Raw genomic sequence first — 24,128 nt, forward strand, 5'->3', positions numbered from 1 at the left:
ATCACTGGCACTTTGCGACATTGATAAAACCATTCGCATCAGGTTATGATGTTCCATATATAGTACATATAACACTTATTGGTACCATGTATGGAACAGATCATAACCTCTTTCACTTCACCCACCTCACGCTACGCGCAGGAAGCGATTGCCCTATTAGCTTCCTTGATTCGTGCTGAACGGATCGAGAAGCAAATTCCGGTATCCGAGTTGGCTGAAAGAGCCGGCATTTCGCGCGGGACTTTGCATCGTATTGAGCAAGGCGATGTGAAATGTCAGATTGGCAGTTATTTCGAGATTGCGGCCATCCTGGGCATTCCCCTGTTTGATACAGAGGTGAGTTTGCCCTCATTGGTCAGCCATCGAAACCGTGTTGAGGAAAAGCTAAAGCTGTTACCTAAACACACCAGCAAAAAAAAGAGCAGCAGGAAGGTGAAGGATGACTTCTGAAGCGCGTTTAAGAGACGCTTACGTATGGATATGGCTACCAGGTGAAACATCGCCAGTGGTGGCGGGCAGGCTAGAGGCTGAAGGCGATACGCTGTTTTTCAACTATGGTCGTAGTTATCTGCAGCGAGAAAACTGCATTCCGCTCAATCCCAATGAACTTCCTCTGAAGACTGGCGTTATTTCGCCGCTGAATGGGTTAACGATTGCGGGCTGTATTCGTGATAGCGCGCCTGATGCCTGGGGACGCCGTGTCATTATCAACCGTCGAATGGGACGTAAAGGCGCTAATGTCGATACCGGAATACTCGATGAGCTGACATATCTCATCGAGTCCGGTTCAGATCGTATTGGTGCGCTTGATTTCCAGCACTCGGCAACGGAGTACGTTCCGCGATCGGCTGCGAATGTCACCCTTCCTGAATTAATGGAGTCTGCTGATCGGGTCGAAAAAGGCGTGCCGTTAACACCTGAATTGGATCAGGCGCTTTTTCATGGGACGTCGATCGGTGGCGCGCGGCCCAAAGCGCTGATCGAGGCCGAGGGAAAAAAATACATTGCTAAGTTTTCTGCCAGTACGGATATCTGGAATGTGGTGAAAGGCGAATTCCTGGCGATGCGATTGGCGCAGTTGGCAGGTTTGCATGTCGCTCCGGTCAAGTTAGTCAAAGCAGCCGGGCGCGATGTGATCATGATTGAGCGTTTCGACCGCGAACAAAAAGCCGATGGATGGACACGAAAAGTGATGCTTTCGGCGCTGACCTTGTTTGAACTCGACGATATGCTGGCGCGCTATGCCAGTTACGAAACACTCGCTGAAATTATTCGTCAGCGCTTTGCCTCGCCCAAAGAGACTTTGCTGGAACTGTATAAACGGCTTTGCTTCAATATTCTCTGCGGCAATACCGATGACCACGCTCGCAATCATGCTGCCTTCTGGGACGGTAACAGCTTCAGTCTTACGCCTGCTTATGATATTTGCCCGCAGGGCCCCGCTGGCCACGAAGCCTCGCAGGCGATGCTGATTAGCGGCAACAATAATTTGAGTCGCATGAGCAGTTGTCTGGATGCCGCTCATCACTTTGCTTTGAGTCGCGCTGACGCTCATGCGCATTTCATGATGTTAAAAACGGCTATCGAAACCTATTGGCATCATGTTTGTGATGAAGCCGAACTGAGCCAGGTGGATCGGGAAAGTCTGTGGAACAGGCAATTCATCAATCCTTTTTCACTTGAATAACTGATCGCTTAAGTTAAACCACACTCACTTCCACGCCCTTCTCGCGCAGCGTTTTTAGATAGCTTGCCTCCAGTTCGGCATCGGTGATCAGCTGTTTAAACGGCTGAAGCGGTGCCAGCGCAAAAGGATGAATCTGGCCAAACTTAGAGGAATCCGTCAACGCGATGGTGTGCGTGGGTTTTTCCATGATGGCGTTGACCACGTCACAGCGCAGCATATCGCGGCCGGTAAAGCCGGTGACCGCATCCCAGCCATCAATGCCGATAAACGCCTTGTGGAAATTGAGGTGCTGAATACACAAACGCGTCAGCGGCCCCACCACCGATTCACTGCTTTTCTGAAACAGGCCGCCGAGGATGATCACATCGCCGCCCTTTTCGCGCAGCAATCCGGCGATGTAATGGCTCACGGTAATGATGGTGATGTCGTTGCGTTCACTCAGTTCACGCGCCAGTAAGGCGTTGGTGCTGCCGCCTTCGATAAACACCGTTTCACCGCTGTTCACCAGCGACGCTGCGTATTCGGCCAATCGCTTTTTCACCGCGAAGCGGGTTTGCATACGCGCGCCCACGTCATCACTTTCTGGCGCCACGGCGGAACCGTGCACGCGGCGCAGAAAGCCGCCTTTCTCGAGGAGATTGAGATCCTGACGAACGGTTACTTCCGAGACACCGGTGGTGTGCGCCAGCTCATTAACGCTGACGCTGCCGCGCTCGCTAACCAATTGGATAATCCGCTGATGACGTGCGTTCATAACACCCGCTGCTGTGAAATTTTTGCCAAGCTTACCAGAAATTTAGCCCAATCCCAGACTGCGGCGACCGTTGACATTGAGCGCATCAAGGGTGAAGCGATCGCGCCACTGCGTTTCGTAATCCTCCTGCGGGAAATCGCCTGGCGATGCACCTGTGGCCAGCGCTTGCGCCACTTTGGTCGCGTAGGCGGCATTTTTCTCGCACAGCGGCGCGGCGGGAATGTACATCACATTGCCCCAGCCTTGCTGATCGTCTACGGGCGCTACTGAATGGATCACATCACAGTGCCACCATACCGAATCGCCAGCCTGCAGCGCGGGAATCGAACATAAGCCGTCAATCAGTTCCGGATGCCACTGCGCTGATACCGGCAACACTTTACCCGGCGCGACGCCGCACAGCTCATCTTCCGGCACATCTTTCAACAACGGACGTAGCAACAAATAGGCCATCGCTTCCGGCACCGGCACCACATGCAGCAAGCCCTGACCAATCTGCATATCCGACAACGCAGTCCAACCCTGAAAGGTACGGAATACCGAACACTTGGTGGTAGTGCCCGATTGATACTCATCCACTTCAGTGCGATGCGCCGCATCCCAGGGATCATATTGATCAAACTGGTTAGTGAAAATTTTGCTGAACACCTGCTGATACGCCGGCAATAACCAACGCTCCAGCGCGCCCGAATCGGTGTGCGCACCAAGGCCTTTGGAGGTAGTGCCAGGCAAGCGGCGGCGAATACGATCGGGATAAATGATGCTGACATCAGGTTCAAACCAACGTGTGCCGCGTGACTCAAAGGTCCACAAGCGATTGAGGAAAGATTGCGTCTGGGCCATGGCATCGCTTTGGCGCGCTGACATCTGCGCATCGCTCCAGTAAATCGGATAGATTTCCGGGCGTGACGCATCCAGATTGCCGAAGAAGTTATCGCCCGGCCCTTTATAGACATTGTCAAAATCGTTGTCATCGAGGTACTTGAGCATCGACTCATCCCAGGCCAGCGCCTGTTCGCGCGGGAAAGTCTGCTTCACCACCACACAGCCGCGTCGACGGATATGATCCTTCACTTCATCGCTAATACGTCCCGCCGCAATATCCTGCTGGCTGACCTGCGGCCACGCGCTGCCGTTTTGCGCCTCTTCCGCACGAGCGGCGGCAATTTCGCTGACGATTTTGCTTCTGACTTGTTCAAACAGACCTTCGACATCACCGATCTGCTCTCTCAGCACGCTTTTCATCAGACGAACGTTTTTTTTGAAATCATCAGGTTGTTGCAATGAAGTGAAAGTATTATTCATGACATGCTCCGATTCGTTAACTTGTAAGTTTCATTCGAAACTAAATTACACTTCATTCATAACAAATGCGCAGCAATAAACAATGCCACAAGCGCCGAATCCGGAGGTTGATCACATTAAGGTTGAAAATAGCTTTCAGATGAAAGTGGCGGCGAGTTGAACGCCACCACTCAAAGATCAGGATTTTGACGTTTTAGGTAGCGCTTGCAGAATGGCATCCACGCACTGCTGCGCCGACAGCATTGCGCTATCAAGCTGCAAATGATCACGTTCCCAGGCTTGATATTCGCGCTGTTCAACTGCCTGCCAATCCGGCAGCTTCAAACCTTTAATATCGGACGCGCGATTTTCGACACGAAAGCGATGTTTGTTACGATCGGAACAGATCACTTCGACTTCCAGCAGCGGCGAGTCGCTTAATAAGGCGATATCGCGATAAGCATTGCGGATCAGTTGCAGGTCGTTAACCGAGTCGGTGATGACGGTGGAACCGAGCAGCAGATTATCGCGCGCCAATCCGTAGATGACGAAATACCCTTCCGGCCCGATGGCTTTCTCGCTCTCTTCACCCGATCGCAGCGCCTGTTCGATGGTATCGACGCGTAAATACACCGCGCCGATCTGCTGCGCTAATAACCGCGCAATGGTGCTTTTGCCGGTGCCGGGTAATCCGCTAAAAGTGATGAGCATTCATTAATTCCTTGTCACACCGGTCGTTATGATTATTTATTCTGATAAAGATCCCAGCGGTTACCGTATATATCTTCGAACACGACCACTGTGCCGTATTCTTCTTCGCGCGGCTCTTCACTGAAAGTAACGCCATTAGCTTTCATCTGGTTATAGTCACGCCAGAAGTCATCGGTTTGTAAAAACAGAAATACGCGGCCACCGCATTGATTTCCGATAGATTCTTTCTGTCGATCATTGGAAGCCTGAGCGAGTAATAGATTGCAATCACTTTGCGGATTAGGGTTCACGACAACCCATCGCTTACCGGGTTGAGGTGTATCTTCAATTAAATGGAATCCCAGCTTCTGAGTGTAATATTCAATGGCGCGGTCATAATCATCCACGACAATTGCCACATATCCCATACAGCGCTTTTGCGTTCTCATGCTATTACTCCTTAGTAAAATACGGCCATGCTCTGATAAGTATTTTTTTGCATTTAAACCTTTCACACACTTCAAATCCCGCCGTCTATTAAACACCATTTAAGTGAACGAAATCACAACTACGACTCATCGAATTAACAATTCCTTCACCTTTCATCCTTCAGCACTTCTCCAGCGACTACGATCTCATCCTGGCGTACTGGATCTGGAGCATCTCATGGATAACATCAAAACCCGCGAACAACGCCTGAGCGCCCTGCGCTTGCGTTCGTCGACACCGGTGTTGATTGTCGGCGGCGGCATCAACGGCATCAGTACATTTCGCGAGCTGGCGTTGCAGGGCATTCCGGCAATTCTGGTGGAAAAAGGCGACTGGTGCCAGGCCGCCAGCGGTGCGCTGTCGCGCATGATTCATGGCGGTTTACGTTACCTGGAAACCGGTGAGTTCACGCTGGTCAAAGAGTCGGTCACCGAGCGCGACCGGCTGCTGAAAAATGCCTCGCATTATGTGTTTCCCTTACGTACCACGGTGCCAATCGATAATCTCGCTGGCGGCTTAGTCAATGCCACGCGCCGTTTTCTACGCCTGAGCGATAAACCGACACGACGTGGTACGTTGCTGATTAAAACCGGGCTCAGCCTGTATGACATCTACACCCGTCAATACGGATCGATGCCGAAGCATCAGGTGCGCAATGAGGCCGCCACACGCGATCGCTGGCCGGGATTCGCGCCCTGGGTGAAATACAGCGCCAGCTATTACGATGCCTGGATCAGCGCACCGGAACGACTGGGATTCGAGTTGATTGATGATGCCGAAAAAGCCTGTCCAGAGGCGCTGGCGCTCAATTATTTACAGCTGGTCAGCGCCGAGGGCGAAACGGTTATTTTGCAGGATGCGTTGAGCGGCGAGCGCTTTAGCCTGCAACCGCATGTGCTGGTGAATGCCGGTGGCGCCTGGATCGACCAGCTTAACCAACGCATCACCTCCAGCCGCGATCTGCCAAAGCTGATTGGCGGCACCAAAGGATCGCATCTGATTCTCGATCATCCTGAACTGCTGCATATGCTGGATGGCGAAATGGTCTATTTCGAGAATCAGGAAGGCCGCGTCTGCATCATGTTCCCGTGGTTCGGCAAGGTGCTGGTGGGTTCAACCGATATCCGCGTGGACGATCCCGACGCAGTGGTGTGCGAAGAGGAGGAAAAGGATTACATCCTTGAGTCACTGCGTTTCGTCTTTCCGCATATCGAGGTGGCGGATTCCGCCATCGTGTATACCTTCTGCGGCGTACGTCCGCTGCCCGCTAGCGAGGCCAAACTTAACGGCCAAATCTCACGTAATCACTCGTTAGTGGTGCTGCCAGCTGACGCCAATCGCGCCTGGAGCACGCTCTGTTTAGTCGGCGGCAAATGGACCACTTTCCGTCAGTTCGGTGAAGAGGCGGCGGATCGTGTACTGCGCCTGCTCGGTGAAAAACGTCATGTCTCGAGCGGCGATGTGCCGATTGGCGGCGGACGTGACTTCCCCAAACCTTCAGGACAAACCGCGTGGCTGGCGCAACTGGCGCAGCGTTATAGCGTGCCGCTGCCGCGCGTGATGCAGCTCGCCAAACGTTACGGCAGCCGCGCCCTGCCGCTGCTGGCGCTGATCCAGCGGCACGGCGAGCAAATGTTGCAGCATCACGCCGCCTACAGCGATGTCGAATTGCGGTATCTGATTGAGCATGAACAGGTTTGTCAGCTGGAGGATTTGCTGGTACGCCGCACCTCGCTGGCGATTTGCGGTGAACTTAGCGCGCCGCTGGTGCAGGAGATCGCCGAAATCATGGCTGCGACGCTCGGCTGGAGCGATAGCGAACGCGCGCAGCAGCTGCAGCGCGGCTGCGCCAATCTGGCGCGTTTGCACGGACTTACCGGCCTTTACCCCACGGTTTTTCAGGAGGAAACACGACATGTTAGTAACCAATAAAGTGCGCATGCAGCGCCTGTTTCAGCACGGCAAATGTCTGGATGTCGCCATCGATCACGGCATCGCGAACGAGCCCGATTTTCTCATCGGTCTGGAGAATATTGCAGGCGTGATGGATAACCTGATCGCCGCGCAGCCGGATGCGATTCAGGTCAACTACGGTCAGGCCGATCTGCTGCAACGTGTGGCGGGACGCAAACCGGCGCTGGTGATGCGCACCGATGTGGGCAATGCCTACAACGCGGCGCGTCACCGGGAAATGTGGGCGGTACTGCACAATCCTGATGAGCCGATTCTTGCTGCGTTGCAGATGGACGCTGCCGCGGTGGTGGTTAATCTCTATCTGATCCCTGATGAACCGGGCATTTTCCGCATGTGTGTTGAAAACATTGGCCGCCTGCGTCAGGCCTGCGATCGCTACGCCATGCCGCTGATGATTGAACCGCTGGTGATGGCTCCCGCCGGGCAAGGCGCAGCTTACGGCTCGCTGGGCGATGTGGAGAAGATTGTGCCGCTGGTACGGCTGGCGCGTGAGTTGGGTGCCGATATTATCAAAGCTGATCCCACTGAGAACGTGGAGGATTTTCATCGTGTGGTGGAAGCGGCGCGCTGTCCCACGCTGGTGCGCGGCGGTGGCAAAGGTGAACTGGCGGGCGTACTGACCAAAAGTGCCGCTCTGATGGCGCAAGGTGCCAGCGGTATGGTGTATGGCCGCAATGTTTATCAGCACGATAATCCGTCGCGCGTGGTGAAAGCGCTGATGGCGATTATTCATCAGGGCGCCAGCGGTCCGGACGCATTGAAAATCTATCAGCAGGGTTGAGCCTTACCTGCACCGGCGCTTATGCGGTGCGCCGTCTTCGCCAGTTGCACGGAGTCGGATATGAAGATAGTCGGTATTGATGCCGGAAACACCATGATCAAAGCGGTGCTGTTTGATCTCAACGGTCGCGTATTATCGGTGGCCGAGTGCGCGGGAGAAACCCATCGTCCGCAGGAAGGTTACGCCGAACGGCCGGTGGCGGATATCTGGCATGGCGTCTGCGATGCGGTGAGCCGTTGCCTGCAACAGGCGGGAACGCCAGCCAGCGAGGTGATTGCGGTTGGCGCGGCCGGTCACGGCAACGGTTTGTACGCGCTGGATAAGCATCAGCAGCCGCTGTTTGGTATTCAGTCTATCGATCATCGCGCTTGTGATACGGTGCACGCGCTGGAAATCAGCGGCGCGGATAAGCGCATCTACCAGATTTCGCTGCAAAAACCCTGGCCAGCTGCAACGCCAGTGTTGATCAGTTGGATCAAACAACATCAGCCCGAACGTTGGGCGCAAATCGGCCATTTACTGTTAGCGAAAGACGTTATCGCCCATTTTCTCAGTGGTGCAATCAGCGCTGATTTTTCGGATGCCGCCGGGGCTGGATTGATTGATTATCGCGCGCGCGGCTACAGCCGTGAATTGATGGCGCTTTACGGCATCGAAGAGGCACTCGCCCTGCTGCCCGCACTGCGTGAATCCTGCGAGGTGGTTGGCCATGTCACAGAACATGCTGCACAGCTCACCGGATTACCGGCGCGCATTCCGGTGGTGGCGGGCATCTTTGATGTGGTGGCCAGCGCCGTCGGTTCTGGCGTGGTGAACACCGGTGAAGCCTCGATTGTCGCCGGGACGTGGAGCATCAATCAGGTGGTAGTGGATAAACCCGATTATCTGCGTCCGGTATTTATGAACTCCATTATTGAGTCAGATCGTTACATGGCGATTGAGGCCAGCGCGACGTCGGCGGCGAATCTCGACTGGTTCCTGCGTGAATTTGACGACGGTCGCGGCGGTCAAGGCGCGGCGCGCAGCAGCGATAGCGTGGCGCATGTGCAACCCAATGCGCAGTTGCCGCTTTATCACCCTTACCTCTATTCCGGACGCAAATCAGAACCGGCCAAAGCCGGGTTTTATGGCTTAGGCGGCTGGCATACGCGCGCCGATATGCTGTTCGCGCTGTTTGAAGGCGTGACCTTTGCCCATCGGGCGCATATCGATCGCCTGCGTGCGGCGGGCATCCCTTTTACGCAGGCCATTTTGTCGGGCGGCGCGGCGCGCAGTTGCGTCTGGCCGCAAATGTTTGCTGACGTGTTAGACATACCGATTCGCGTTGCGGAGTGCAAAGAAACCGGTGCGCTCGGCGCGGCATTGTGTGCCGGTGTGGGCGTCGGCGCGTGGCGGAATCTCGCCGAGGCTGCGCAGCAGGCGGTGCAGATCAATCCCGGCGCGCTGTTGCCGCGAGCGGATCGCGTTGCGTTTCACGATACGCGTTATCGCGTGTTTAAGAAGCTGGAGTTGGCGATGCGCGAGATGTGGCAGGAAGCCGGTTGATTTTACTGGCTTAATTGCCCTCTCGCTGCTAATCATGGCTGTCTTATCTACTTAAGGACATCCGTATGCAGATCAATCAGCTTCCCTTCGGCATCACCATCTGGAACGACATCGCGCCTGAAAAACATCCCGGCGATGCAGGTTTTGCTTTGTGGCGCACCCAACGCTTTGGCGATATTCGGGTCAGGATGGTGGAGTATTCACCCGGTTATCTGGCGGATCACTGGTGCAGCAAAGGCCATATTTTGCTTTGCCTCGAAGGTGAAATGGTGACGGAACTGGAAGATGGTCGCACCTTCACGTTAACGCCGGGCGTGAGTTATCAGGTCGCAGACAATGCAGAAGCGCACCGCTCCTCAACCGTCGGCGGTGCAAAGCTGTTTATTGTTGATTAACAATGCATTAGTTTTATGATCGTACAAAAAATGACAACCTCTGCGCAGTGGTGTACACTTGAGCTATCAAAATGTTCAAATGAACATTGTACAGGAGGTTGTTATGACAACTGCATCCCCATTCAATCACGGCAATGCCGCACGCGTCTTCGACCCGACGCTGATTCAGCACGCTCAGCAATCTTTTATGGATCAAATGGGCTTGCCGCGTAATCCGCTGAAAGCACATCAGTTGATCACCGAAGGTCTGGACGTTGGCATCGTTGAGCGCGCTGCCACGGTGCTGAAAGCAACGCCGCTGGATGTGGCCCAGATGGTCTCGATCGATCGCAATACCTATCGCCGCCGTGAGAAGGCCGGATCGCAACTCTCCGTGGAGCAAGGCGCACGTGTGTATCAGGTGTTCGAAATTCTGGATGCCGTTTTGCAATTATTTGCCGGTGACGTTGACGCTGCCATGTACTGGATGTATCAACCTGCGTTGGCACTGGATGATGCCTTGCCAATGGAGATGCTGAGCACGCCTGCGGGCTGTGATGCGGTGTTAACGCTGATTGGTCGCCTGGAACACGGAGTGATTGTGTAATGACGCAACGGAAGGAACCGGATGCTCCCCATCGATTGTTTTATCGTTTAGTGAAAGAAGAGTATGCCAGCGAGGCATTTAGCGGCGCTGGCGCTGAAAAATGGGGCGGACGCTGGAATCCGCCCGGCATTAAAACGGTTTACCTCAGCAGCTCAAAGGCACTCGCAACGCTAGAACTGGTGGTGCATGCCGGTAAAGCGATGCTGGAGAAGAGCCGCTTTGTGATTTTTACCCTGCCGATCCCTGAGAGCGAAATCATGGCGCTGGACAGCAGTAAGCTGCCCAGCGATTGGCAAAAGTATCAGCAGCAGGAAGAGACGCAAGCGATTGGCGCCGCGTTCCTTGATTTGCAAGGCGGCTTACCTTTGCTGTTGACGGTACCTAGCATTTTGACCGGTGAAGACAACGCCATTCTCAATCCCGACCATCCCGCCGCCGCCGCCCTCTTTGCAAAAGCCACTTCAGCGCCCTTCGCGCTTGATCGTCGGATTAAAGCGTGACGAGAGTTGTCGTAGGGTGCGCATTCATGCGCATCTGGTCACCATAAATGGCGACCCTACAAAGTCGGTTTCGCTAAAGCAAATGCCGCCGTTAAATCGACACGTTGCCAGAATGACTGATCCGCACTGTTGCCGGACAGCGGATAACCGTTTGGCAGCGCGCTTTTCACCATCAGGCTACGAATCTGCGCATCAGACAGCTGCGGCAACGCGGTCTTCAGCAGGATCTCCGCGCCCTGCGGAACTTTAACTGGCGTGTTCTGCACATTGGCTTTCGGCAGGTTGTAGCTCATGGTGAAACGATAGAACTGCTTCATTGCCGGTGAGCGATACGGATCATCCTTGCCATTGCTTCGCGCACACTCGGCCAGCGACATGCCGCACTCTTTCTCCAGCGCGGCACGCAATTGATCGCGCGCTTCACTAAACAGCGCCTGATAGCGCGCATCGTTGAGATAATTTGCCACGTTGCGTTGCGCCACCATGCGCGAACCCATCACATCCAGCGGGTAATGCACACCCAATACTAAACGCGAATAACCGTAGCGCGCGCCGCGTGTTACCAATGCTTCAAAACGTTCCGGCACCATTTCGGCCAGCAACAAAGCATCGGTATAACCGGTATTGGTGTGGCCGCTCGGGAAAGAGCCGCCGTCGGCGGTGTAACGCACGTTGTCTTTTACCACCACATCGTCCGGTACCAGATGAATGCTGTTGCCTTCACGCAGGAACGGTCGCGGATAGTTAAAGTGTTTCTTGGCTGCGCTGGTGCTGACTTCACTGGCTTTGATCAACGCCGCCGCTTTGCCGATCTCACCTTTGTCGTAAGCTGCGAGGAAGGCTTTGCCGAGACGTGGGCCGAGCGCATCAGAGAGGAAATAGAGATAGCTGATCGCTTCCGCATCGGCCAGTGCCTGATGACGCACATTTTGCGTGGCGTTCAGATTGATATTGGTAACGGTGGCCTGGCTGGCATCAAGCACGCTGGCGGGCAACGCGCTAAAGCCTGACAGCAGCGCAATGCCGGCCTGCTGGTTCTCTTTAGTTTTGAAATCGTAGCCGCTGTTTTTCAGCCACTGCTTATCGGCTTGTTTCGCGGTCTGTTTAGCTTTTTCCAGTTGCTCACGCGTCAGCTTGCTGCTGTCGCCTTGCAGCGCCTGACGTTCAGCTTGCAGTGATTGCTGCTCGAGATCGCTATAAGCGGAGGTGGAACCGGTGGAGGTTAAGCCTGCCAGCGCGGCCGCATTGGGCAGTGAAACCGCATGTGCCTGCTGTGCCAGCAGAAGAACCATTGCAATCAGTGTGAAGCGGGTTTTCATTATTTTCCCCTGTTATCAAAATATTACCTTGCCGGGGAAACACGCTAGCACTCGGTTATGACAGATTTATTTCACTTAACGACACTGACTGGCACAGTTTTGTACGCAAATTTGTGCCAACGAGCCGCAGCCGCCGTTATTGTCGTTTTTGCACTGTGATTGCTGCACATAACAGTTCTGCTGACAGGCTGAAACATCGCACTTGGCGGCAATCGGCGTCAGTTGGACCACCGGCGCTTTTCGTTCCGGCTGCCATTGCGGTTGTGCCAGCACGCTGACGCTGAACAGCAAGGCTAAAGCCATTATCCATTTCATGATTGAGTCCTCGCAGGAAGGGTGTAAAGAGTATGGCTGCTGCGGCGCCAATTACCATGCTGAAACAATCGATTCAATCTTTATCTCAAATCGCCCTTCTTTAGTGCATGAATGTGCGCCACTGTAGTGCAGGACAACAAAGCCAGATGCTGCTGCGCCAATTTAAAATCAAAGAGATAGCCGCCATTCGGTTTGCCCGCGAATCTGGTACAAAAGTTGCAGTCTCTTATGCATAGCAAAGGAGACGGATATGAAAGCGATTGTGATTGGCGCGGGCATTGGCGGTATGAGTGCTGCGATTGCGCTGGAGAAAGCGGGTTTTGACACCGCGGTATTTGAAGCAGTGAAAGAGATGAAGCCGGTGGGTGCGGCGATCTCCATCTGGCCCAACGGCGTGAAATGTCTCAACGCGTTGGGCATGAAAGAGCCGCTGCGCGCGCTGGGTGGCAACATGGCGTATATGGCCTACAACGATGCGCACAGCGGCTGCACGCTCACCCGCTTCAGCATGGAACCACTGGTGCAACAGGTGGGTGAATATCCCTATCCGGTGGCGCGCGCGGAATTGCAGGCGATGCTAATCGATACCTACGGACGTTCGCGCATTAGCTTTGGCAAACGCGTCACCCAGGTTGAGCAAACTGAACATGGCGTCACCGCCTGGTTTGATGACGGTAGCCAGGCCGAAGGTGATTTCCTGATTGCCGCCGATGGCACGCACTCGGTGATCCGCCACTATGTACTGGGCGAAAGCGTCGAACGTCGTTACGCCGGTTACGTCAACTGGAACGGCCTGGTGACGATTGATGAAGCGATTGCGCCCGCCGATCAGTGGACCACTTTTGTCGGCGAAGGCAAACGCGTGTCGCTGATGCCGGTCAGCGACAACCGCTTCTACTTCTTCTTTGATGTCCCGCTGCCAAAAGGCTTGTCGGAAGATCGCGCAACGCTGAAAAGTGACCTTAAAGGCTACTTCAGCGGCTGGGCCGAACCTGTGCAGCGCCTGATAGAACGCCTTAATCCGGAAACCACCAATCGCGTGGAAATCCACGATATCGAACCGTTTAACCGTTTCGTTAAAGGTCGTGTGGCGTTGCTGGGCGATGCAGCACACAGCACCACGCCGGATATCGGGCAAGGCGGTTGTGCGGCGATGGAAGATGCAGTGGTGCTGGCGCAGACGCTGGCGTCACACTCTTTGGGGATTGAGGATGCGCTGTTGCGCTATGAAAGTCGTCGCGTGGAGCGCACCAAAGATTTGGTGTTGAAGGCCCGTAAGCGCTGTGATGTTACCCATGCGAAAGATGCGGAAGTGACGGCGGCGTGGTATGCGGATTTGAAAAACGAAACCGGCGAGCGGGTGCTGGCCGGTATGTGCGATACGATTGAAGGTGGGCCGTTCGGTTAAATCAGGTCGCCATGAATGGCGACCCTACGACTCTAATCCACGGTTTTTCAGCATTGGGCCGATCTCCGGCTCTTTGCCGCGCCACGCCAGCCACAGATGCTGCAAATCGGTGCTGTTACCGCGTGACAAAATATGATCGCGGAACTGCTGACCGTTTTCACGCGTTAATCCCCCGCGTTCGACAAAGGCTTGATAGCCGTCATCGGCTAACATCTGCGTCCAGATATAGGCGTAATAACCGGCTGCATAACCGCCGCCCCAAATATGACGGAAATAGCTGGAGCGATAGCGTGGAGGAACGGCCGCCAGCGCAATGTTTTCGGCAGCCAATGCCTGTAATTCAAAGTGGCTGACGTCCTGCGGATTGTCGTGCGTGGTCAGTGAATGCCACTGCAAATCCAGCAGCGCGGCAGCCAGCAGCTCGGTCATGTCGTAGCCTTTGTTGAACTTCGCGGCGCGCACCATTTTGTCGCGCAGCTCGGCCGGCATCGCCTCACCGGTTTTGTAGTGGCGCGCATAGTTGGCAAACACCGCTTCGTTGCTGGCCCAATGCTCATTAATCTGCGACGGGAACTCGACAAAGTCGCGCGGCGTGGCGGTGCCCGACAAGCTCGGATAGCGTTGCGTGGCGAACAAGCCGTGCAGCGCATGACCAAACTCGTGGAACAGCGTAATCACTTCATCCCAGCTCAGCAGCGCTGGCTGACCTGCCTGCGGCTTGGTGTAGTTGCACACGTTGTAGATTACCGGCTTAGTGCCGAGCAGCGTGGTTTGGTCAACGAAATTACTCATCCACGCGCCGCCGCTTTTGTTATCACGCTTGAAGAAGTCGGTGTAGAACAGCGCCAGCGGCGTGTCGTCGGCATCGAAAATCTCGTAAACGTTAACGTCCGGATGGTAAACCGGCAGATCGTGGCGTTGGCTAAAACGAATACCAAACAGCTGGCTGGCCGACCAGAATACGCCCTTTTCCAGCACATTATTCAGCTCAAAGTACGGACGGATTTGACTCTCATCCAGCGCGTATTGGGCTTTGCGCACCTTCTCTGCGTAGAAATTCCAGTCCCAGACGCGCAGCGGGAAACTGTGATGTGAGGCTTCAATCGCCTGCTGAATATCGGCGGCTTCGCGTTCCGCGCGGGCCCGCGCGGCAGGAACGATATTGCGCATAAAGGCAAAAGCCGCTTCCGGCGTTTTCGCCATCTGATCCTGCATGCTCCACTCGGCATAGGTTTTGAAGCCGAGCAGACTCGCCTGCTGCGCACGCAGTTGCGCCATGCGTAACACGATGTCGCGTGTGTCGTTATCATCGCCCTGCTCGCTGCGCGTTAGCGCCTGCTGGAACAGCGCTTCACGCGTGGCGCGCACTTCCAGCGCCTGCAGCGCCGGTTGCTGCGTGGTGTTTTGCAGCGCAATCAGCCATTCGCCGTGCAAACCACGCGCTTCGGCCGCCGCTTTGGCGTGCGCCAGCTCTTCCTCGCTTAATCCGGCCAACGCCGCCACATTGCTCACCACATAAGCGCCGGCTTTGGTGGCAGCCAGCAACTTGTTACCGAAACGGGTGCTGAGGCTTGCCAGCTCCTGATTGCAGGCGCGCAGCTGGGTTTTATCCGCGTCGTTCAGGCTGGCACCTGCCAGCTGGAAGTGCTGCCAGGTGACTTCCGCCAGACGCATCGCTTCAGCATCCGGACACTGCGATCCGCGATGCTGGTAAACCGCATCGAGGCGAGCGAACAGCTGGCTGTTCAGGCAGATTTCATCATTGAGCGCGGTCAGCTGCGGGGTAATCAATTCATCGATTTCCTGCAAACGATCGCTGGTGTTGGCGGAAGTCATGGCGCCAAACACCAGATTTACGCGCTTCAGTAACTGGCCGCTGCGCTCCAGCGCTTCATAGGTGTTGGCAAAGGTTGGCGCGTCAGGATTGCTGGCGATCGCCGCCACTTCGCGCCGCTTCTCTTCGATACCCGCTTCCAGCGCCGGCAGAAAATCCTCTTCCTGAATCTGGTCAAATGGCGGGGTTTGATACGGCAAGGTGCTGGCGGTGAAAAACGGATTGGCTCGTGAATTCATTATCGCTCCTGATAATCAGCAACGCCGCACAGTGGCGGCGGGATGGTTCTATCCTGGCAGTTTCCTCGTCACTCAACAACTTATCGCCTGCTGCTGATAAACGCTGATGATTTCCCCTGCCACCGCGACGGCAATTTCCGCCGGTAACTTGCCCTTCACATCCGCTAAACCAATCGGGCAGCGCAGACGTGCGAGAGAATCTGCCGCAATGCCTTTGCCCTCTAAGCGATAACGAAAACGCTGGGCTTTGGTAGCTGAACCAATCACACCGGCATAGCGAAAATCGCCGCGCCGCAAAATCGCTTCGCTGAGCGCCAGATCGAGCGGATGATCGTGCGTCATCACCACAAAGTAGCTGTCAGGCGCGGCTTCCCGCACGCAGTCAATTGGATCCTCAACCTGGCGCACCATTACGCCGGGCGGCACGGCGCGAAACTGCGCGGCGCGGCTATCAATCCACGTAATATGGCACGGCAAGGTCGCGAGCAGATTCACCAGCGCCTGGCCAACGTGACCTGCGCCGTACACCTGGATTTCCGGCTGCTGCTGCATCAGCGGTTCAAACAGCAAAGTGGCGTGACCGCCGCAGCATTGGCCGAGACGCGCAGCCAGCGCAAACTCTTCACTGCGCGGTTGAGTGCAGCGCTGCTGCAGCATCTCACGCGCCTGCGCAATGCATTGATACTCAAGATGGCCGCCGCCAATGGTCAGAAAGGTGTCAGTGGCGCTGACCACCATTTTGCTGCCGCGATCGCGCGGCACGGAGCCCCGCTCGCTCAGCACGGTGATTAACACGCAGCTTTCACGTTTTTCCCGCAGGCTGTGTAACACGCTGATCCAGTCATGATAAATCATGGTCCGCTCCTGATAAGCGCTGAATCCCCCAGAACACCCGCTCCGGCGTGGCAGGCGCGTCCAGCTGCGGATGGCGACGATAGTTATCGACGCTGGCAACCGCATCCTGCAACGCACACCACACGGCGATGCCCAACATAAACGGCGGCTCGCCGACGGCTTTGGAGTGGAACACCGTGTCCTGCGGGTTTTTGCGGTTCTCTACCAGCGTGACGCGCAAATCGCTCGGTACATCGCTGATCGCCGGGATTTTGTAGCTGGCCGGGCCATCGGTGAGCAATTTTCCCTTGTCGTTCCACACCAGCTCTTCGCAGGTGAGCCAGCCCATGCCCTGCACAAAACCGCCCTCAACCTGGCCGATATCAATCGCGGGATTCAGCGATGCGCCCACATCATGCAAAATGTCGGCGCGCAGCAAACGATATTCACCGGTCAGCGTATCCACCAGCACTTCACAGCAAGCCGCGCCGTAAGAGAAGTAATAGAACGGCTTGCCGCGTCCGGCGGCGCGATCGTAATGAATGCCCGGCACTTTGTAGAAACCGGTGGCGGAAAGCGGCACCTGATTAAGCCACGCTTGCTGCGCCACCTGGGCGAAGGTGAAGTGTTTCTCGCCAACGCGCACGATGCCGTTGCTGAAATGCACCGCTTCGGCAGCGCATTGATGTTGCTGACACAGCATCTCGGTTAAGCGATCGCGCAGGATTTGCGCGGCATTCTGCGCCGCTTTACCGTTGAGATCGGCTCCGCTGGACGCTGCAGTTGGCGAGGTGTTGGGCACTTTACCGGTATCGGTGGCAGTGACCTGAATCTGGCTGATATCAATCTGCAGCACTTCCGCCACAATCTGCGCCACTTTGGTGTTTAGGCCCTGACCCATTTCGGTGCCGCCGTGATTGAGCTGCACCGTGCCATCGGTATAAATCAAAATCAGCGCGCCGGCCTGGTTAAGGAAACTGGAGGTAAATGAGATGCCGAATTTCACCGGCGTCAGCGCCAATCCGCGTTTCATAAAACGGTTGCTGGCGTTAAACGCACTGATTTCGGCACGGCGCGCGGCGTATTCGCTGCTGGTTTCTAACTGCGCGGTCATCTCATCCAGCAAATTGTCTTCCACCTGCTGGTGGTAATGGGTGATGTTGCGATCGGTTTTGCCGTAATAGTTACGTTTGCGCAGTTCGAGAGGATCTAATCCGAGTTCGCGTGCGACGTGATCCATGATTTGCTCAATCGCCACCATGCCTTGCGGTCCGCCGAAGCCACGATAGGCGGTGTTCGAAGCGGTATGCGTGCGGCAGCGATAGCCGGTAATCAGCGCATCGCCGAGGTAATAGGCGTTATCGGCGTGGAACATCGCGCGATCGACTATCGATCCGCTGAGATCGAGCGAATAACCGCAGTTGCCAGCCAGATCGATCTTCACGCCACAGAAGCGACCGTCGTCATCGACGCCGACATCGTAGCGGACAAAAAACGGATGCCGTTTGCCGGTGATCTGCATGTCGTCGCGACGCGCAAGGCGCATTTTCACCGGTTTACGCAGCTGACGCGCGGCAATGGCACACAAACACGCTACGCCCGCCGCCTGGGTCTCTTTGCCGCCAAAGCCGCCGCCCATGCGCCGCATATCAATGGTGACTTTGTTCATGGTGATGCCCATCACTTCCGCCACCAGCTTCTGCACTTCGGTGGGGTTTTGCGTTGAGGAGAACACCTGCAAGCTGTCATCTTCGCCGGGGATCACCAGCGCCGTCTGGGTTTCCAGATAGAAATGTTCCTGACCGCCGATGTGAAATTCGCCCTGAATACGCCGCGACGCCCGCGCCAGCGCGGCTTCGGCATCACCGCGTTGGTGAATATGCGGCTGCTGAACAAAGAAACGCTGTTCCAGCGCATGACGCACGTCGAGCACTGCGGGCAGCGCTTCATACTCAACAATTGCCGCTGCGGCACCGGCTCGCGCTGCTTCCGGAGAATCAGCCGCGACGGCAATCACGATCTGACCGAAATATTCGATTTTGTCCTGCGCCAGCAGCGGATCGCCGGGTTCCAGCGGACCGACATCATTAAGTCCTGGCACATCACGCCAGGTCAGCACGCTGACCACGCCCGGCACCGCGTAACACGGCTGCACATCCAGTTTGGTGATGCGCGCATGCGCGTGCTCGCTTAGTCGTGGACAGAGATGCAGCAATCCCGGCAGATCGGGCTTGTCGTCGATATACAGCGCCTCACCGGAGACATGTTTGTCGGCACTTTCATGTTTGTTGCTGCGTCCCACGCCGGTTTGCATGCCGGTGGCGAACTGGGTTTTCAGCAGCGTTTCGTTCAGTTCCGGACGGTTATGAGACATAGCGCGATACCTCGGTAATGGTCAGCTCGCCAGACGCTTGTGCGTAGTAGCGGCGCAACAGATTGCGCGCCACCTGCAGGCGATAATCGGCGCTGGCGCGGAAGTCGCTCAGCGGCTGAAAATCAACGCTTAATGCGGCGCAGGCTTTTTCGATGGCGCTGAGATTCAGCGGCTGGCCCAGCAATTGTGCCTCAGCCGCCAGCGCACGCTTCGGCGTGGCGGCCATGCCACCAAAAGCCAGTCGCGCTTCCACAATCACTCGATCCTCGATTTGCAGATTGATGGCGGCAAATACAGCGGAAATATCATCATCCAGCCGTTTCGCCACCTTCCACGCAGTAAAGTTTGGTGACACCGTCACTTTAGGAATGGTGATGCTGCGAATGAATTCCCCCGGCAGCAAGACCGTTTGGCGATACGCGGTAAAGAATTGATCGAGCGGGACTTCTCGCTGCTTATCGCCCTGCTGCAAAACCAGACGCGCATTCAGTGCCAGCAGCATCGGTGCGCAATCACCAATCGGCGATGCGTTGCCAATGTTGCCGCCGAGCGTGCCCTGATTACGAATTTGCAACGAGGCAAAACGCTCCAGCATGCTGCTAAACGCCGGAATGTGCTGCGCTAAAAACTGGTAGCAATGATGCAATGAGGCGGCAGCGCCGAGATAGAGATGTGTTTCATCTTCATGGCAGACCTTCAACTCATCGACCTGCTCCAACGCAATCAATAGCGGCAAGCGCTTATATTGCTGGGTAATTTGCAGCGTCAGATCGGTGCCGCCGGCCACCAGGCGGGCTTCGGGATATTGCTGATAGAGATCGGCGAGTTGCGCTAGCGTTTTTGGCATATAGCAGCGGCTGCCCGCGGCTTCGATAATCTGTACTTCATCGTTGCTGAGCGCCTGTAAGCGCTGCACTAACGCGGGTGCATTGGCGCTGAAGGCATCCGCATCAGGTTGTTCACACGCCTGCTTCGCCGCATCCATGATCGGACGATAGCCGGTACAGCGACACAAATTGCCCGCCAGCGCCTGTTCCGCCTGATGACGGCTCCAGCCCGCGCTGTTTTTTTGTAAGGTGAATAGCGACATCACAAAACCCGGCGTGCAGTAACCGCATTGTGAGCCGTGGCAATCGACCATCGCTTGCTGCACGCTGTGCAGTTCGCCCCCCTGCTTGAGATCTTCCACCGTGATCAGTTGCTTGCCTTGCAGGCTGCTTACCAGCGTCAAACAGCTGTTGACTGCCTGATACTGCATCTCTCCATCCACCACTTTACCGAGCGTGACGGTGCAGGCACCACAGTCGCCAGAGGCGCAGCCCTCTTTGGTGCCGCGACGTTGCTGCTGGCCGCGCAGGTAGTTAAGCACGGTGAGATTGGGATCGATCTCGCGTTCGGTGACTAAACGATCGTTGAGTAAGAACTGGATCATGCGATTTGCTCCTCACTTTCGCGCTGCCAAACCGGCTTGCCGCTCACCCAGGTTTGCGCAATGTTGCGGTCGTCGCCGAGCGTCATCATCACAAACAGCCGCTCCCAGATATCTTTGCTATTGGCGTTGCGCAGCTTCTGCAGCGGCGACACGGCCGGATCGAGCACCACAAAATCGGCCTCTTTGCCGGGATTAAAGTTGCCGATGACGTCATCGAGGTCGAGCGCGTGTGCACCGCCCAAAGTGGCATGATAGAACGCTTCGCAGGCGCTGAGTTTGTACTGCTGTAGCTGGCCGACTTTGTACGCTTCGCCCAACGTTTGCAGCAGATTAAAGGTGGTGCCTGCGCCCACGTCGGTGCCAATGCCCATGCGTACGCCCTGCTGCCAGCAGCGTTTGATGTTGAATAAGCCGCTGCCGAGGAACAGGTTTGACGTCGGGCAGAAGGCGATTGATGAATCGGTTTCACGCAGGCACTGCCACTCTTGATCTTCCAGATGCAAACAGTGCGCAAATACGCTGCGTTTGCCGGTGAGTTGGTGGTGATGATAGACATCAAGATAGCCTTCGTGCTCCGGGAATAACGCTTTTACCCAGGCGATCTCCTGCTGGTTTTCACTTAAGTGCGTGTGCATCCAGACGTCAGGGAACTCCTCGCGCAACTGACGCACTTTATCCAGCAGTTCGGGCGACGAGGTCGGCGCAAAGCGCGGCGTAAGCGCATAGCTCAGGCGGCCGCGCTGATGCCAGCGCTCAATCAGTTCGCGCGTGTGCTGATAGCTCTCTTCCGGCGTTTCGGTCAGGTATTCCGGTGCGTTGCGATCCATCATCACTTTGCCAGCGATGAGCCGCATATCCAGCTGCTGTGCGGCGCTGAACAGGGAATCAACCGACTGCTTATGCACCGTGCCGAACACCAGCGCTGTTGTCGTGCCGTTCGACAATAGCTGATGCAGGAAGAACGCTGACATTTTTGCTGCGTGATCGGGACAGTGATATTGGCTTTCTACCGGGAAAGTGTATTGGTTGAGCCATTCCAGCAGCTGTTCGCCAAAGGCGCCGATCATCTCGGTTTGCGGATAATGAATATGGGTATCGATAAAGCCGGGCACGATCAGTTTGCCGCGCAGATCGGTGACGCGCGTGTGATCCACGCGCCCTTCCGCGATTTGCCAGCTTTCAAGGCTGACCACTTTGCCGTCACGTAGCGTTAATAAGCCATCTTCGAGATAGCGCGCGTTGGCAGCGATGTCGTCTGGCTGCGCGGCCAGAGCGGTGAAATCAAAGAAGCTGGCGCGCAGCAGCGTTTCGGGTGCGTAAGGCATAATGGTTCCTTGGTGCTTTTTTTATTAATGCAGGTGATTGCCTTAAAGATAGTTTGCAAAGCGCATGCCAATGCAAAGAATAAAAAATACTGTTTACTTTCAATATTATAGGTTGTTTAGACGTGTTTTTATGTCAAGCTTGCCTGGCAAACGTGTGCGCAACCGGTTGCCTGTATTCGCAAACGGTTGCGATTTAACATTGCGTTAAGTTTTACCTGATATGGCGAGTTCATCGCCCGCAAACGTGCGTCTTTGTGGTGCGCTGATGCACTCACAATGTGCAGGAAAAATCCTGCAACAAGCTGCCTTTGGTTTTCATGAGCATGGGTTCGAGGTTAATGCTAAGGTGTGGCTGATAACCTGAAATCGTTTAAGGAACAGTGAGATGATTATTTTTGTTACTGGCGCAACTGCTGGTTTTGGTCAAAGTATCACCCGCCGCTTCATTGCTACAGGTCATAAAGTGATCGCCAGCGGACGTCGCGCTGAGCGCTTAAAAGAGTTGAAAGATGAGTTGGGCGATAATCTGTATACCGTTCAGCTGGACGTGCGTAATCGCGCCGCCATCGATGAAGTGATTGCCTCCCTGCCCGCTGAATGGCGCAATATTGATGTGCTGGTGAACAATGCTGGCCTGGCGTTGGGTGTGGAACCGGCGCACAAAGCCAATATCGAAGACTGGGAAAATATGATCGACACCAACAACAAAGGGTTGGTGTACATGACGCGTGCGGTGCTGCCTGCCATGGTTGAGCGCAACGTCGGTCATATCGTGAATATCGGTTCAATTGCAGGCAGCTGGCCCTATCTGGGTGGCAACGTGTATGGCGCGACCAAAGCGTTCGTGCGCCAGTTCAGCCTGAATCTACGTACCGACCTGCACGGCACCGCGCTGCGCGTGACCGATATCGAGCCAGGTTTGGTGGGCGGCACCGAGTTCTCCAACGTGCGCTTCAAAGGCGATGACGATAAAGCGGGCCAGGTTTACGAAGGCACCACCGCGTTAACGGCGGAAGATGTGACTGAAGCGGTCTATTGGGTGACGACGCTGCCGAAGCACGTCAACATCAATACGCTGGAGATTATGCCGGTGACGCAAACCACCGCAGGACTGAAAGTGCATAAAGGTTGATGTGATTTTGTAGGGTGCGCATTCATGCGCACCTGGTCAACCTCAATGCGAGTGAGGTCGCCATTAATGGCGACCCTACGATTTAGGTGCGGTCCCAGCCGGTCACAATAATCAACATGCCGCTAAAGGCGACCAGCGCGCCAACCCAATCCCATGTACTGAGTTTTACGCCATCCACCACGCGCAGCCAGATTAATGCAGTCAACACGTACACGCCGCCGTAGGCCGCATAGACGCGCCCGCTCGCGGCGGGATGCAGCGTCAACAACCATACAAACAGCGCCAGACTCGCTGCGGCGGGCACCAGCAGCCAGGCCGTCATGCCCTTCTTCAACCATAGCCACGGCAGGAAACAGCCAACAATTTCCGCTATCGCAGTGATAAAAAACAGCAAGGCGGTTTTTACCAGCATAGAAAATCTCTCACTAAGCTAAACAAAGCGCTCACCGCTGGTGAGCAAAGAAGCAGCGATGATATACTAGCGCCTATGGTTGTTACAGCCGCGATCCCGGCTGTGCTGGTGTTAACTGAAGGAAATGACGATGAAAAAACTGTTTTCCGCCCTGTTGGCGACCGTGGTGACGTCGAGCCTGTTAATGGCTGCGCCCATCGCTTCGGCAAAAACCGATCGCCTGATTATTGAAGATGGCAGCAGCGCCTCCAGCAATGAAGCTGCGCGCCAGAGCAAAGAGCAGTGGAACGACACTAAAAATCTGCGTAACAAGGTCAATACGCGCGTCGAGAAAGAGTTCGATAAAACAGATAAAGCTTTTGATACCCGCGACTCCTGTGAAAAGAGCTACAACGTGAACGCTTATTGGGAACCGAATACGCTGCGTTGCCTTGACCGCCGCACCGGACGTCCACTTGCACCCTAATCGTTTATCGCTGCTATAGTTTTGACAGGATTTCTGACCAAAGGAGTGAATGATGAAAAAACGTAATGCAGTGCTGCTGATGGCGATGTTGTCGCTGCCGGTTTTGGCGCAGGCTTCTTGTGAAAGTGTCAAAGCGGACATCAGCAAAAAAATTATCAACAACGGCGTCGCCGAGTCGGACTTCACGCTGGATATCGTGGCCAATGATCAAGCTGATCAGGTCGGCGGCCAGGTTGTGGGTCATTGCGAGAACGACACACAGAAAATCGTCTACAAGAAAAATGGCCGTGATGGCGACAGCAGCGTGCCAGACGGTGCAGGCAGTTCTCAGGATGCGCCCGCACAGTAACCTT

At 55.3% G+C, this 24,128-nt stretch carries 24 protein-coding genes; 12 read left to right on the forward strand and 12 right to left on the reverse strand.

Translation table 11 applies throughout. The annotated features are described in order from the left end of the window. Positions 1–90: 90 nt before the first annotated feature. Both NR302_RS09605 and NR302_RS09610 read left to right on the forward strand, forming a co-directional pair. On the forward strand, positions 91–450 hold the full coding sequence (locus tag NR302_RS09605) for a helix-turn-helix domain-containing protein (protein WP_154193467.1): 360 nt from the start codon (positions 91–93) through the stop codon (positions 448–450). Beyond that, positions 440–1,687 carry a type II toxin-antitoxin system HipA family toxin gene (locus tag NR302_RS09610; protein WP_258145118.1) on the forward strand — a complete coding sequence of 416 codons (1,248 nt, stop codon included), beginning with the start codon at positions 440–442 and terminating at the stop codon, positions 1,685–1,687. The genes NR302_RS09605 and NR302_RS09610 overlap by 11 nt, the downstream gene beginning before the upstream one ends. A 13-nt stretch (positions 1,688–1,700) precedes the next feature. Here NR302_RS09610 and NR302_RS09615 read toward each other — a convergent pair whose 3' ends face one another. From NR302_RS09615 to NR302_RS09630, 4 genes are all read right to left on the reverse strand, one after another. Beyond that, positions 1,701–2,441, reverse strand: a complete 741-nt coding sequence (locus NR302_RS09615; RefSeq protein ID WP_258145119.1) for a DNA-binding transcriptional regulator YciT — start codon at positions 2,439–2,441, stop codon at positions 1,701–1,703. Between the two features lie 42 nt (positions 2,442–2,483). Further along, entirely contained in the window at positions 2,484–3,746 is a 1,263-nt protein-coding gene (locus NR302_RS09620; RefSeq protein WP_258145120.1) for a DUF1479 domain-containing protein, read from the reverse strand. A gap of 177 nt (positions 3,747–3,923) precedes the next feature. Next, the gene (locus tag NR302_RS09625) at positions 3,924–4,436 is read right to left on the reverse strand and encodes an AAA family ATPase (RefSeq protein ID WP_258145121.1); all 513 of its coding nucleotides are present in this window, start codon (positions 4,434–4,436) and stop codon (positions 3,924–3,926) included. A 32-nt stretch (positions 4,437–4,468) separates the two neighbouring features. After that, the gene (locus tag NR302_RS09630) at positions 4,469–4,864 is read right to left on the reverse strand and encodes a VOC family protein (protein ID WP_179450816.1); all 396 of its coding nucleotides are present in this window, start codon (positions 4,862–4,864) and stop codon (positions 4,469–4,471) included. Between the two features lie 217 nt (positions 4,865–5,081). Here NR302_RS09630 and NR302_RS09635 point away from each other — a divergent pair, with 217 nt between their 5' ends. The 6 genes from NR302_RS09635 (at position 5,082) to NR302_RS09660 (ending at position 10,685) form a co-directional block, all read left to right on the forward strand. Further along, complete coding sequence (locus NR302_RS09635) at positions 5,082–6,836, forward strand: glycerol-3-phosphate dehydrogenase/oxidase (protein ID WP_258145122.1); 1,755 nt, start codon at positions 5,082–5,084, stop codon at positions 6,834–6,836. Continuing rightward, complete coding sequence (locus tag NR302_RS09640; RefSeq protein WP_258145123.1) at positions 6,820–7,659, forward strand: class I fructose-bisphosphate aldolase; 840 nt, start codon at positions 6,820–6,822, stop codon at positions 7,657–7,659. The genes NR302_RS09635 and NR302_RS09640 overlap by 17 nt, the downstream gene beginning before the upstream one ends. Positions 7,660–7,719: 60 nt before the next feature. Further along, complete coding sequence (locus tag NR302_RS09645) at positions 7,720–9,204, forward strand: FGGY-family carbohydrate kinase (RefSeq protein ID WP_258145124.1); 1,485 nt, start codon at positions 7,720–7,722, stop codon at positions 9,202–9,204. Between the two features lie 65 nt (positions 9,205–9,269). Next, positions 9,270–9,599: a DHCW motif cupin fold protein gene (locus NR302_RS09650; RefSeq protein WP_008104172.1), complete on the forward strand. Its 330-nt coding sequence runs from the start codon at positions 9,270–9,272 to the stop codon at positions 9,597–9,599. A gap of 103 nt (positions 9,600–9,702) precedes the next feature. Continuing rightward, positions 9,703–10,185: an antitoxin Xre/MbcA/ParS toxin-binding domain-containing protein gene (locus tag NR302_RS09655; protein ID WP_008104173.1), complete on the forward strand. Its 483-nt coding sequence runs from the start codon at positions 9,703–9,705 to the stop codon at positions 10,183–10,185. Further along, entirely contained in the window at positions 10,185–10,685 is a 501-nt protein-coding gene (locus tag NR302_RS09660) for an RES family NAD+ phosphorylase (RefSeq protein WP_154156171.1), read from the forward strand. Before NR302_RS09655 ends, NR302_RS09660 begins: the two co-directional genes overlap by 1 nt. A 56-nt stretch (positions 10,686–10,741) precedes the next feature. Here the strand turns inward: NR302_RS09660 and NR302_RS09665 are convergent, their stop codons facing one another. After that, entirely contained in the window at positions 10,742–12,004 is a 1,263-nt protein-coding gene (locus tag NR302_RS09665; RefSeq protein WP_258145125.1) for a phosphatase PAP2 family protein, read from the reverse strand. Positions 12,005–12,079: 75 nt separating this feature from the next. Further along, the gene (locus tag NR302_RS09670; RefSeq protein WP_154156175.1) at positions 12,080–12,319 is read right to left on the reverse strand and encodes a hypothetical protein; all 240 of its coding nucleotides are present in this window, start codon (positions 12,317–12,319) and stop codon (positions 12,080–12,082) included. Between the two features lie 250 nt (positions 12,320–12,569). Here NR302_RS09670 and hpxO point away from each other — a divergent pair, with 250 nt between their 5' ends. After that, on the forward strand, positions 12,570–13,727 hold the full coding sequence (gene hpxO, locus NR302_RS09675) for an FAD-dependent urate hydroxylase HpxO (RefSeq protein WP_258145126.1): 1,158 nt from the start codon (positions 12,570–12,572) through the stop codon (positions 13,725–13,727). Between the two features lie 24 nt (positions 13,728–13,751). Here hpxO and dcp read toward each other — a convergent pair whose 3' ends face one another. The 5 genes from dcp to guaD form a co-directional block, all read right to left on the reverse strand. Then, positions 13,752–15,800, reverse strand: a complete 2,049-nt coding sequence (gene dcp, locus NR302_RS09680; protein ID WP_258145127.1) for a peptidyl-dipeptidase Dcp — start codon at positions 15,798–15,800, stop codon at positions 13,752–13,754. A 72-nt stretch (positions 15,801–15,872) separates the two neighbouring features. After that, positions 15,873–16,655 carry a xanthine dehydrogenase accessory protein XdhC gene (gene xdhC / locus NR302_RS09685; protein ID WP_258145128.1) on the reverse strand — a complete coding sequence of 261 codons (783 nt, stop codon included), beginning with the start codon at positions 16,653–16,655 and terminating at the stop codon, positions 15,873–15,875. Further along, positions 16,642–19,008, reverse strand: coding sequence for a xanthine dehydrogenase molybdopterin binding subunit (xdhB, locus tag NR302_RS09690; RefSeq protein ID WP_258145129.1), 2,367 nt, complete (start codon positions 19,006–19,008; stop codon positions 16,642–16,644). Before xdhB ends, xdhC begins: the two co-directional genes overlap by 14 nt. Beyond that, complete coding sequence (gene xdhA / locus NR302_RS09695) at positions 18,998–20,440, reverse strand: xanthine dehydrogenase small subunit (RefSeq protein WP_258145130.1); 1,443 nt, start codon at positions 20,438–20,440, stop codon at positions 18,998–19,000. Before xdhA ends, xdhB begins: the two co-directional genes overlap by 11 nt. Next, entirely contained in the window at positions 20,437–21,765 is a 1,329-nt protein-coding gene (guaD, locus tag NR302_RS09700) for a guanine deaminase (RefSeq protein ID WP_154156187.1), read from the reverse strand. The genes xdhA and guaD overlap by 4 nt, the downstream gene beginning before the upstream one ends. A gap of 385 nt (positions 21,766–22,150) precedes the next feature. Between guaD and ydfG the strand changes: the two genes are divergently transcribed. Further along, positions 22,151–22,897, forward strand: coding sequence for a bifunctional NADP-dependent 3-hydroxy acid dehydrogenase/3-hydroxypropionate dehydrogenase YdfG (ydfG, locus tag NR302_RS09705; protein ID WP_008104194.1), 747 nt, complete (start codon positions 22,151–22,153; stop codon positions 22,895–22,897). 82 nt (positions 22,898–22,979) lie between these two features. Here ydfG and NR302_RS09710 read toward each other — a convergent pair whose 3' ends face one another. Then, a complete protein-coding gene (locus NR302_RS09710; RefSeq protein ID WP_036649651.1) occupies positions 22,980–23,306 on the reverse strand; it encodes a YnfA family protein in 327 nt (108 codons plus the stop codon). A 133-nt stretch (positions 23,307–23,439) separates the two neighbouring features. Between NR302_RS09710 and NR302_RS09715 the strand changes: the two genes are divergently transcribed. Both NR302_RS09715 and NR302_RS09720 read left to right on the forward strand, forming a co-directional pair. Then, positions 23,440–23,775, forward strand: a complete 336-nt coding sequence (locus tag NR302_RS09715; protein WP_008108914.1) for a DUF1283 family protein — start codon at positions 23,440–23,442, stop codon at positions 23,773–23,775. 52 nt (positions 23,776–23,827) lie between these two features. Continuing rightward, positions 23,828–24,124 carry a DUF1161 domain-containing protein gene (locus tag NR302_RS09720; RefSeq protein WP_258145182.1) on the forward strand — a complete coding sequence of 99 codons (297 nt, stop codon included), beginning with the start codon at positions 23,828–23,830 and terminating at the stop codon, positions 24,122–24,124. The last annotated feature ends 4 nt before the right edge of the window (positions 24,125–24,128 follow it).

Origin of the sequence: Pantoea sp. SOD02, from assembly GCF_024707505.1 — a bacterium.
Taxonomy (GTDB): domain Bacteria; phylum Pseudomonadota; class Gammaproteobacteria; order Enterobacterales; family Enterobacteriaceae; genus Pantoea; species Pantoea symbiotica.

Excerpts from the sequence above, each read along its gene's own strand:
- NR302_RS09630 (WP_179450816.1), bottom strand. The coding sequence starts at position 4,864 with ATGAGAACGCAAAAGCGCTGTATGGGATATGTGGCAATTGTCGTGGAT.
- NR302_RS09715 (WP_008108914.1), top strand. The coding sequence starts at position 23,440 with ATGAAAAAACTGTTTTCCGCCCTGTTGGCGACCGTGGTGACGTCGAGC.
- NR302_RS09665 (WP_258145125.1), bottom strand. The coding sequence starts at position 12,004 with ATGAAAACCCGCTTCACACTGATTGCAATGGTTCTTCTGCTGGCACAG.
- xdhC (WP_258145128.1), bottom strand. The coding sequence starts at position 16,655 with ATGATTTATCATGACTGGATCAGCGTGTTACACAGCCTGCGGGAAAAA.
- xdhA (WP_258145130.1), bottom strand. The coding sequence starts at position 20,440 with ATGATCCAGTTCTTACTCAACGATCGTTTAGTCACCGAACGCGAGATC.
- NR302_RS09720 (WP_258145182.1), top strand. The coding sequence starts at position 23,828 with ATGAAAAAACGTAATGCAGTGCTGCTGATGGCGATGTTGTCGCTGCCG.
- NR302_RS09610 (WP_258145118.1), top strand. The coding sequence starts at position 440 with ATGACTTCTGAAGCGCGTTTAAGAGACGCTTACGTATGGATATGGCTA.
- NR302_RS09615 (WP_258145119.1), bottom strand. The coding sequence starts at position 2,441 with ATGAACGCACGTCATCAGCGGATTATCCAATTGGTTAGCGAGCGCGGC.
- NR302_RS09645 (WP_258145124.1), top strand. The coding sequence starts at position 7,720 with ATGAAGATAGTCGGTATTGATGCCGGAAACACCATGATCAAAGCGGTG.
- NR302_RS09650 (WP_008104172.1), top strand. The coding sequence starts at position 9,270 with ATGCAGATCAATCAGCTTCCCTTCGGCATCACCATCTGGAACGACATC.
- ydfG (WP_008104194.1), top strand. The coding sequence starts at position 22,151 with ATGATTATTTTTGTTACTGGCGCAACTGCTGGTTTTGGTCAAAGTATC.
- guaD (WP_154156187.1), bottom strand. The coding sequence starts at position 21,765 with ATGCCTTACGCACCCGAAACGCTGCTGCGCGCCAGCTTCTTTGATTTC.
- NR302_RS09620 (WP_258145120.1), bottom strand. The coding sequence starts at position 3,746 with ATGAATAATACTTTCACTTCATTGCAACAACCTGATGATTTCAAAAAA.
- NR302_RS09605 (WP_154193467.1), top strand. The coding sequence starts at position 91 with ATGGAACAGATCATAACCTCTTTCACTTCACCCACCTCACGCTACGCG.
- hpxO (WP_258145126.1), top strand. The coding sequence starts at position 12,570 with ATGAAAGCGATTGTGATTGGCGCGGGCATTGGCGGTATGAGTGCTGCG.
- NR302_RS09660 (WP_154156171.1), top strand. The coding sequence starts at position 10,185 with ATGACGCAACGGAAGGAACCGGATGCTCCCCATCGATTGTTTTATCGT.
- dcp (WP_258145127.1), bottom strand. The coding sequence starts at position 15,800 with ATGAATTCACGAGCCAATCCGTTTTTCACCGCCAGCACCTTGCCGTAT.
- NR302_RS09655 (WP_008104173.1), top strand. The coding sequence starts at position 9,703 with ATGACAACTGCATCCCCATTCAATCACGGCAATGCCGCACGCGTCTTC.
- NR302_RS09625 (WP_258145121.1), bottom strand. The coding sequence starts at position 4,436 with ATGCTCATCACTTTTAGCGGATTACCCGGCACCGGCAAAAGCACCATT.
- NR302_RS09670 (WP_154156175.1), bottom strand. The coding sequence starts at position 12,319 with ATGAAATGGATAATGGCTTTAGCCTTGCTGTTCAGCGTCAGCGTGCTG.
- NR302_RS09635 (WP_258145122.1), top strand. The coding sequence starts at position 5,082 with ATGGATAACATCAAAACCCGCGAACAACGCCTGAGCGCCCTGCGCTTG.
- NR302_RS09640 (WP_258145123.1), top strand. The coding sequence starts at position 6,820 with ATGTTAGTAACCAATAAAGTGCGCATGCAGCGCCTGTTTCAGCACGGC.
- xdhB (WP_258145129.1), bottom strand. The coding sequence starts at position 19,008 with ATGTCTCATAACCGTCCGGAACTGAACGAAACGCTGCTGAAAACCCAG.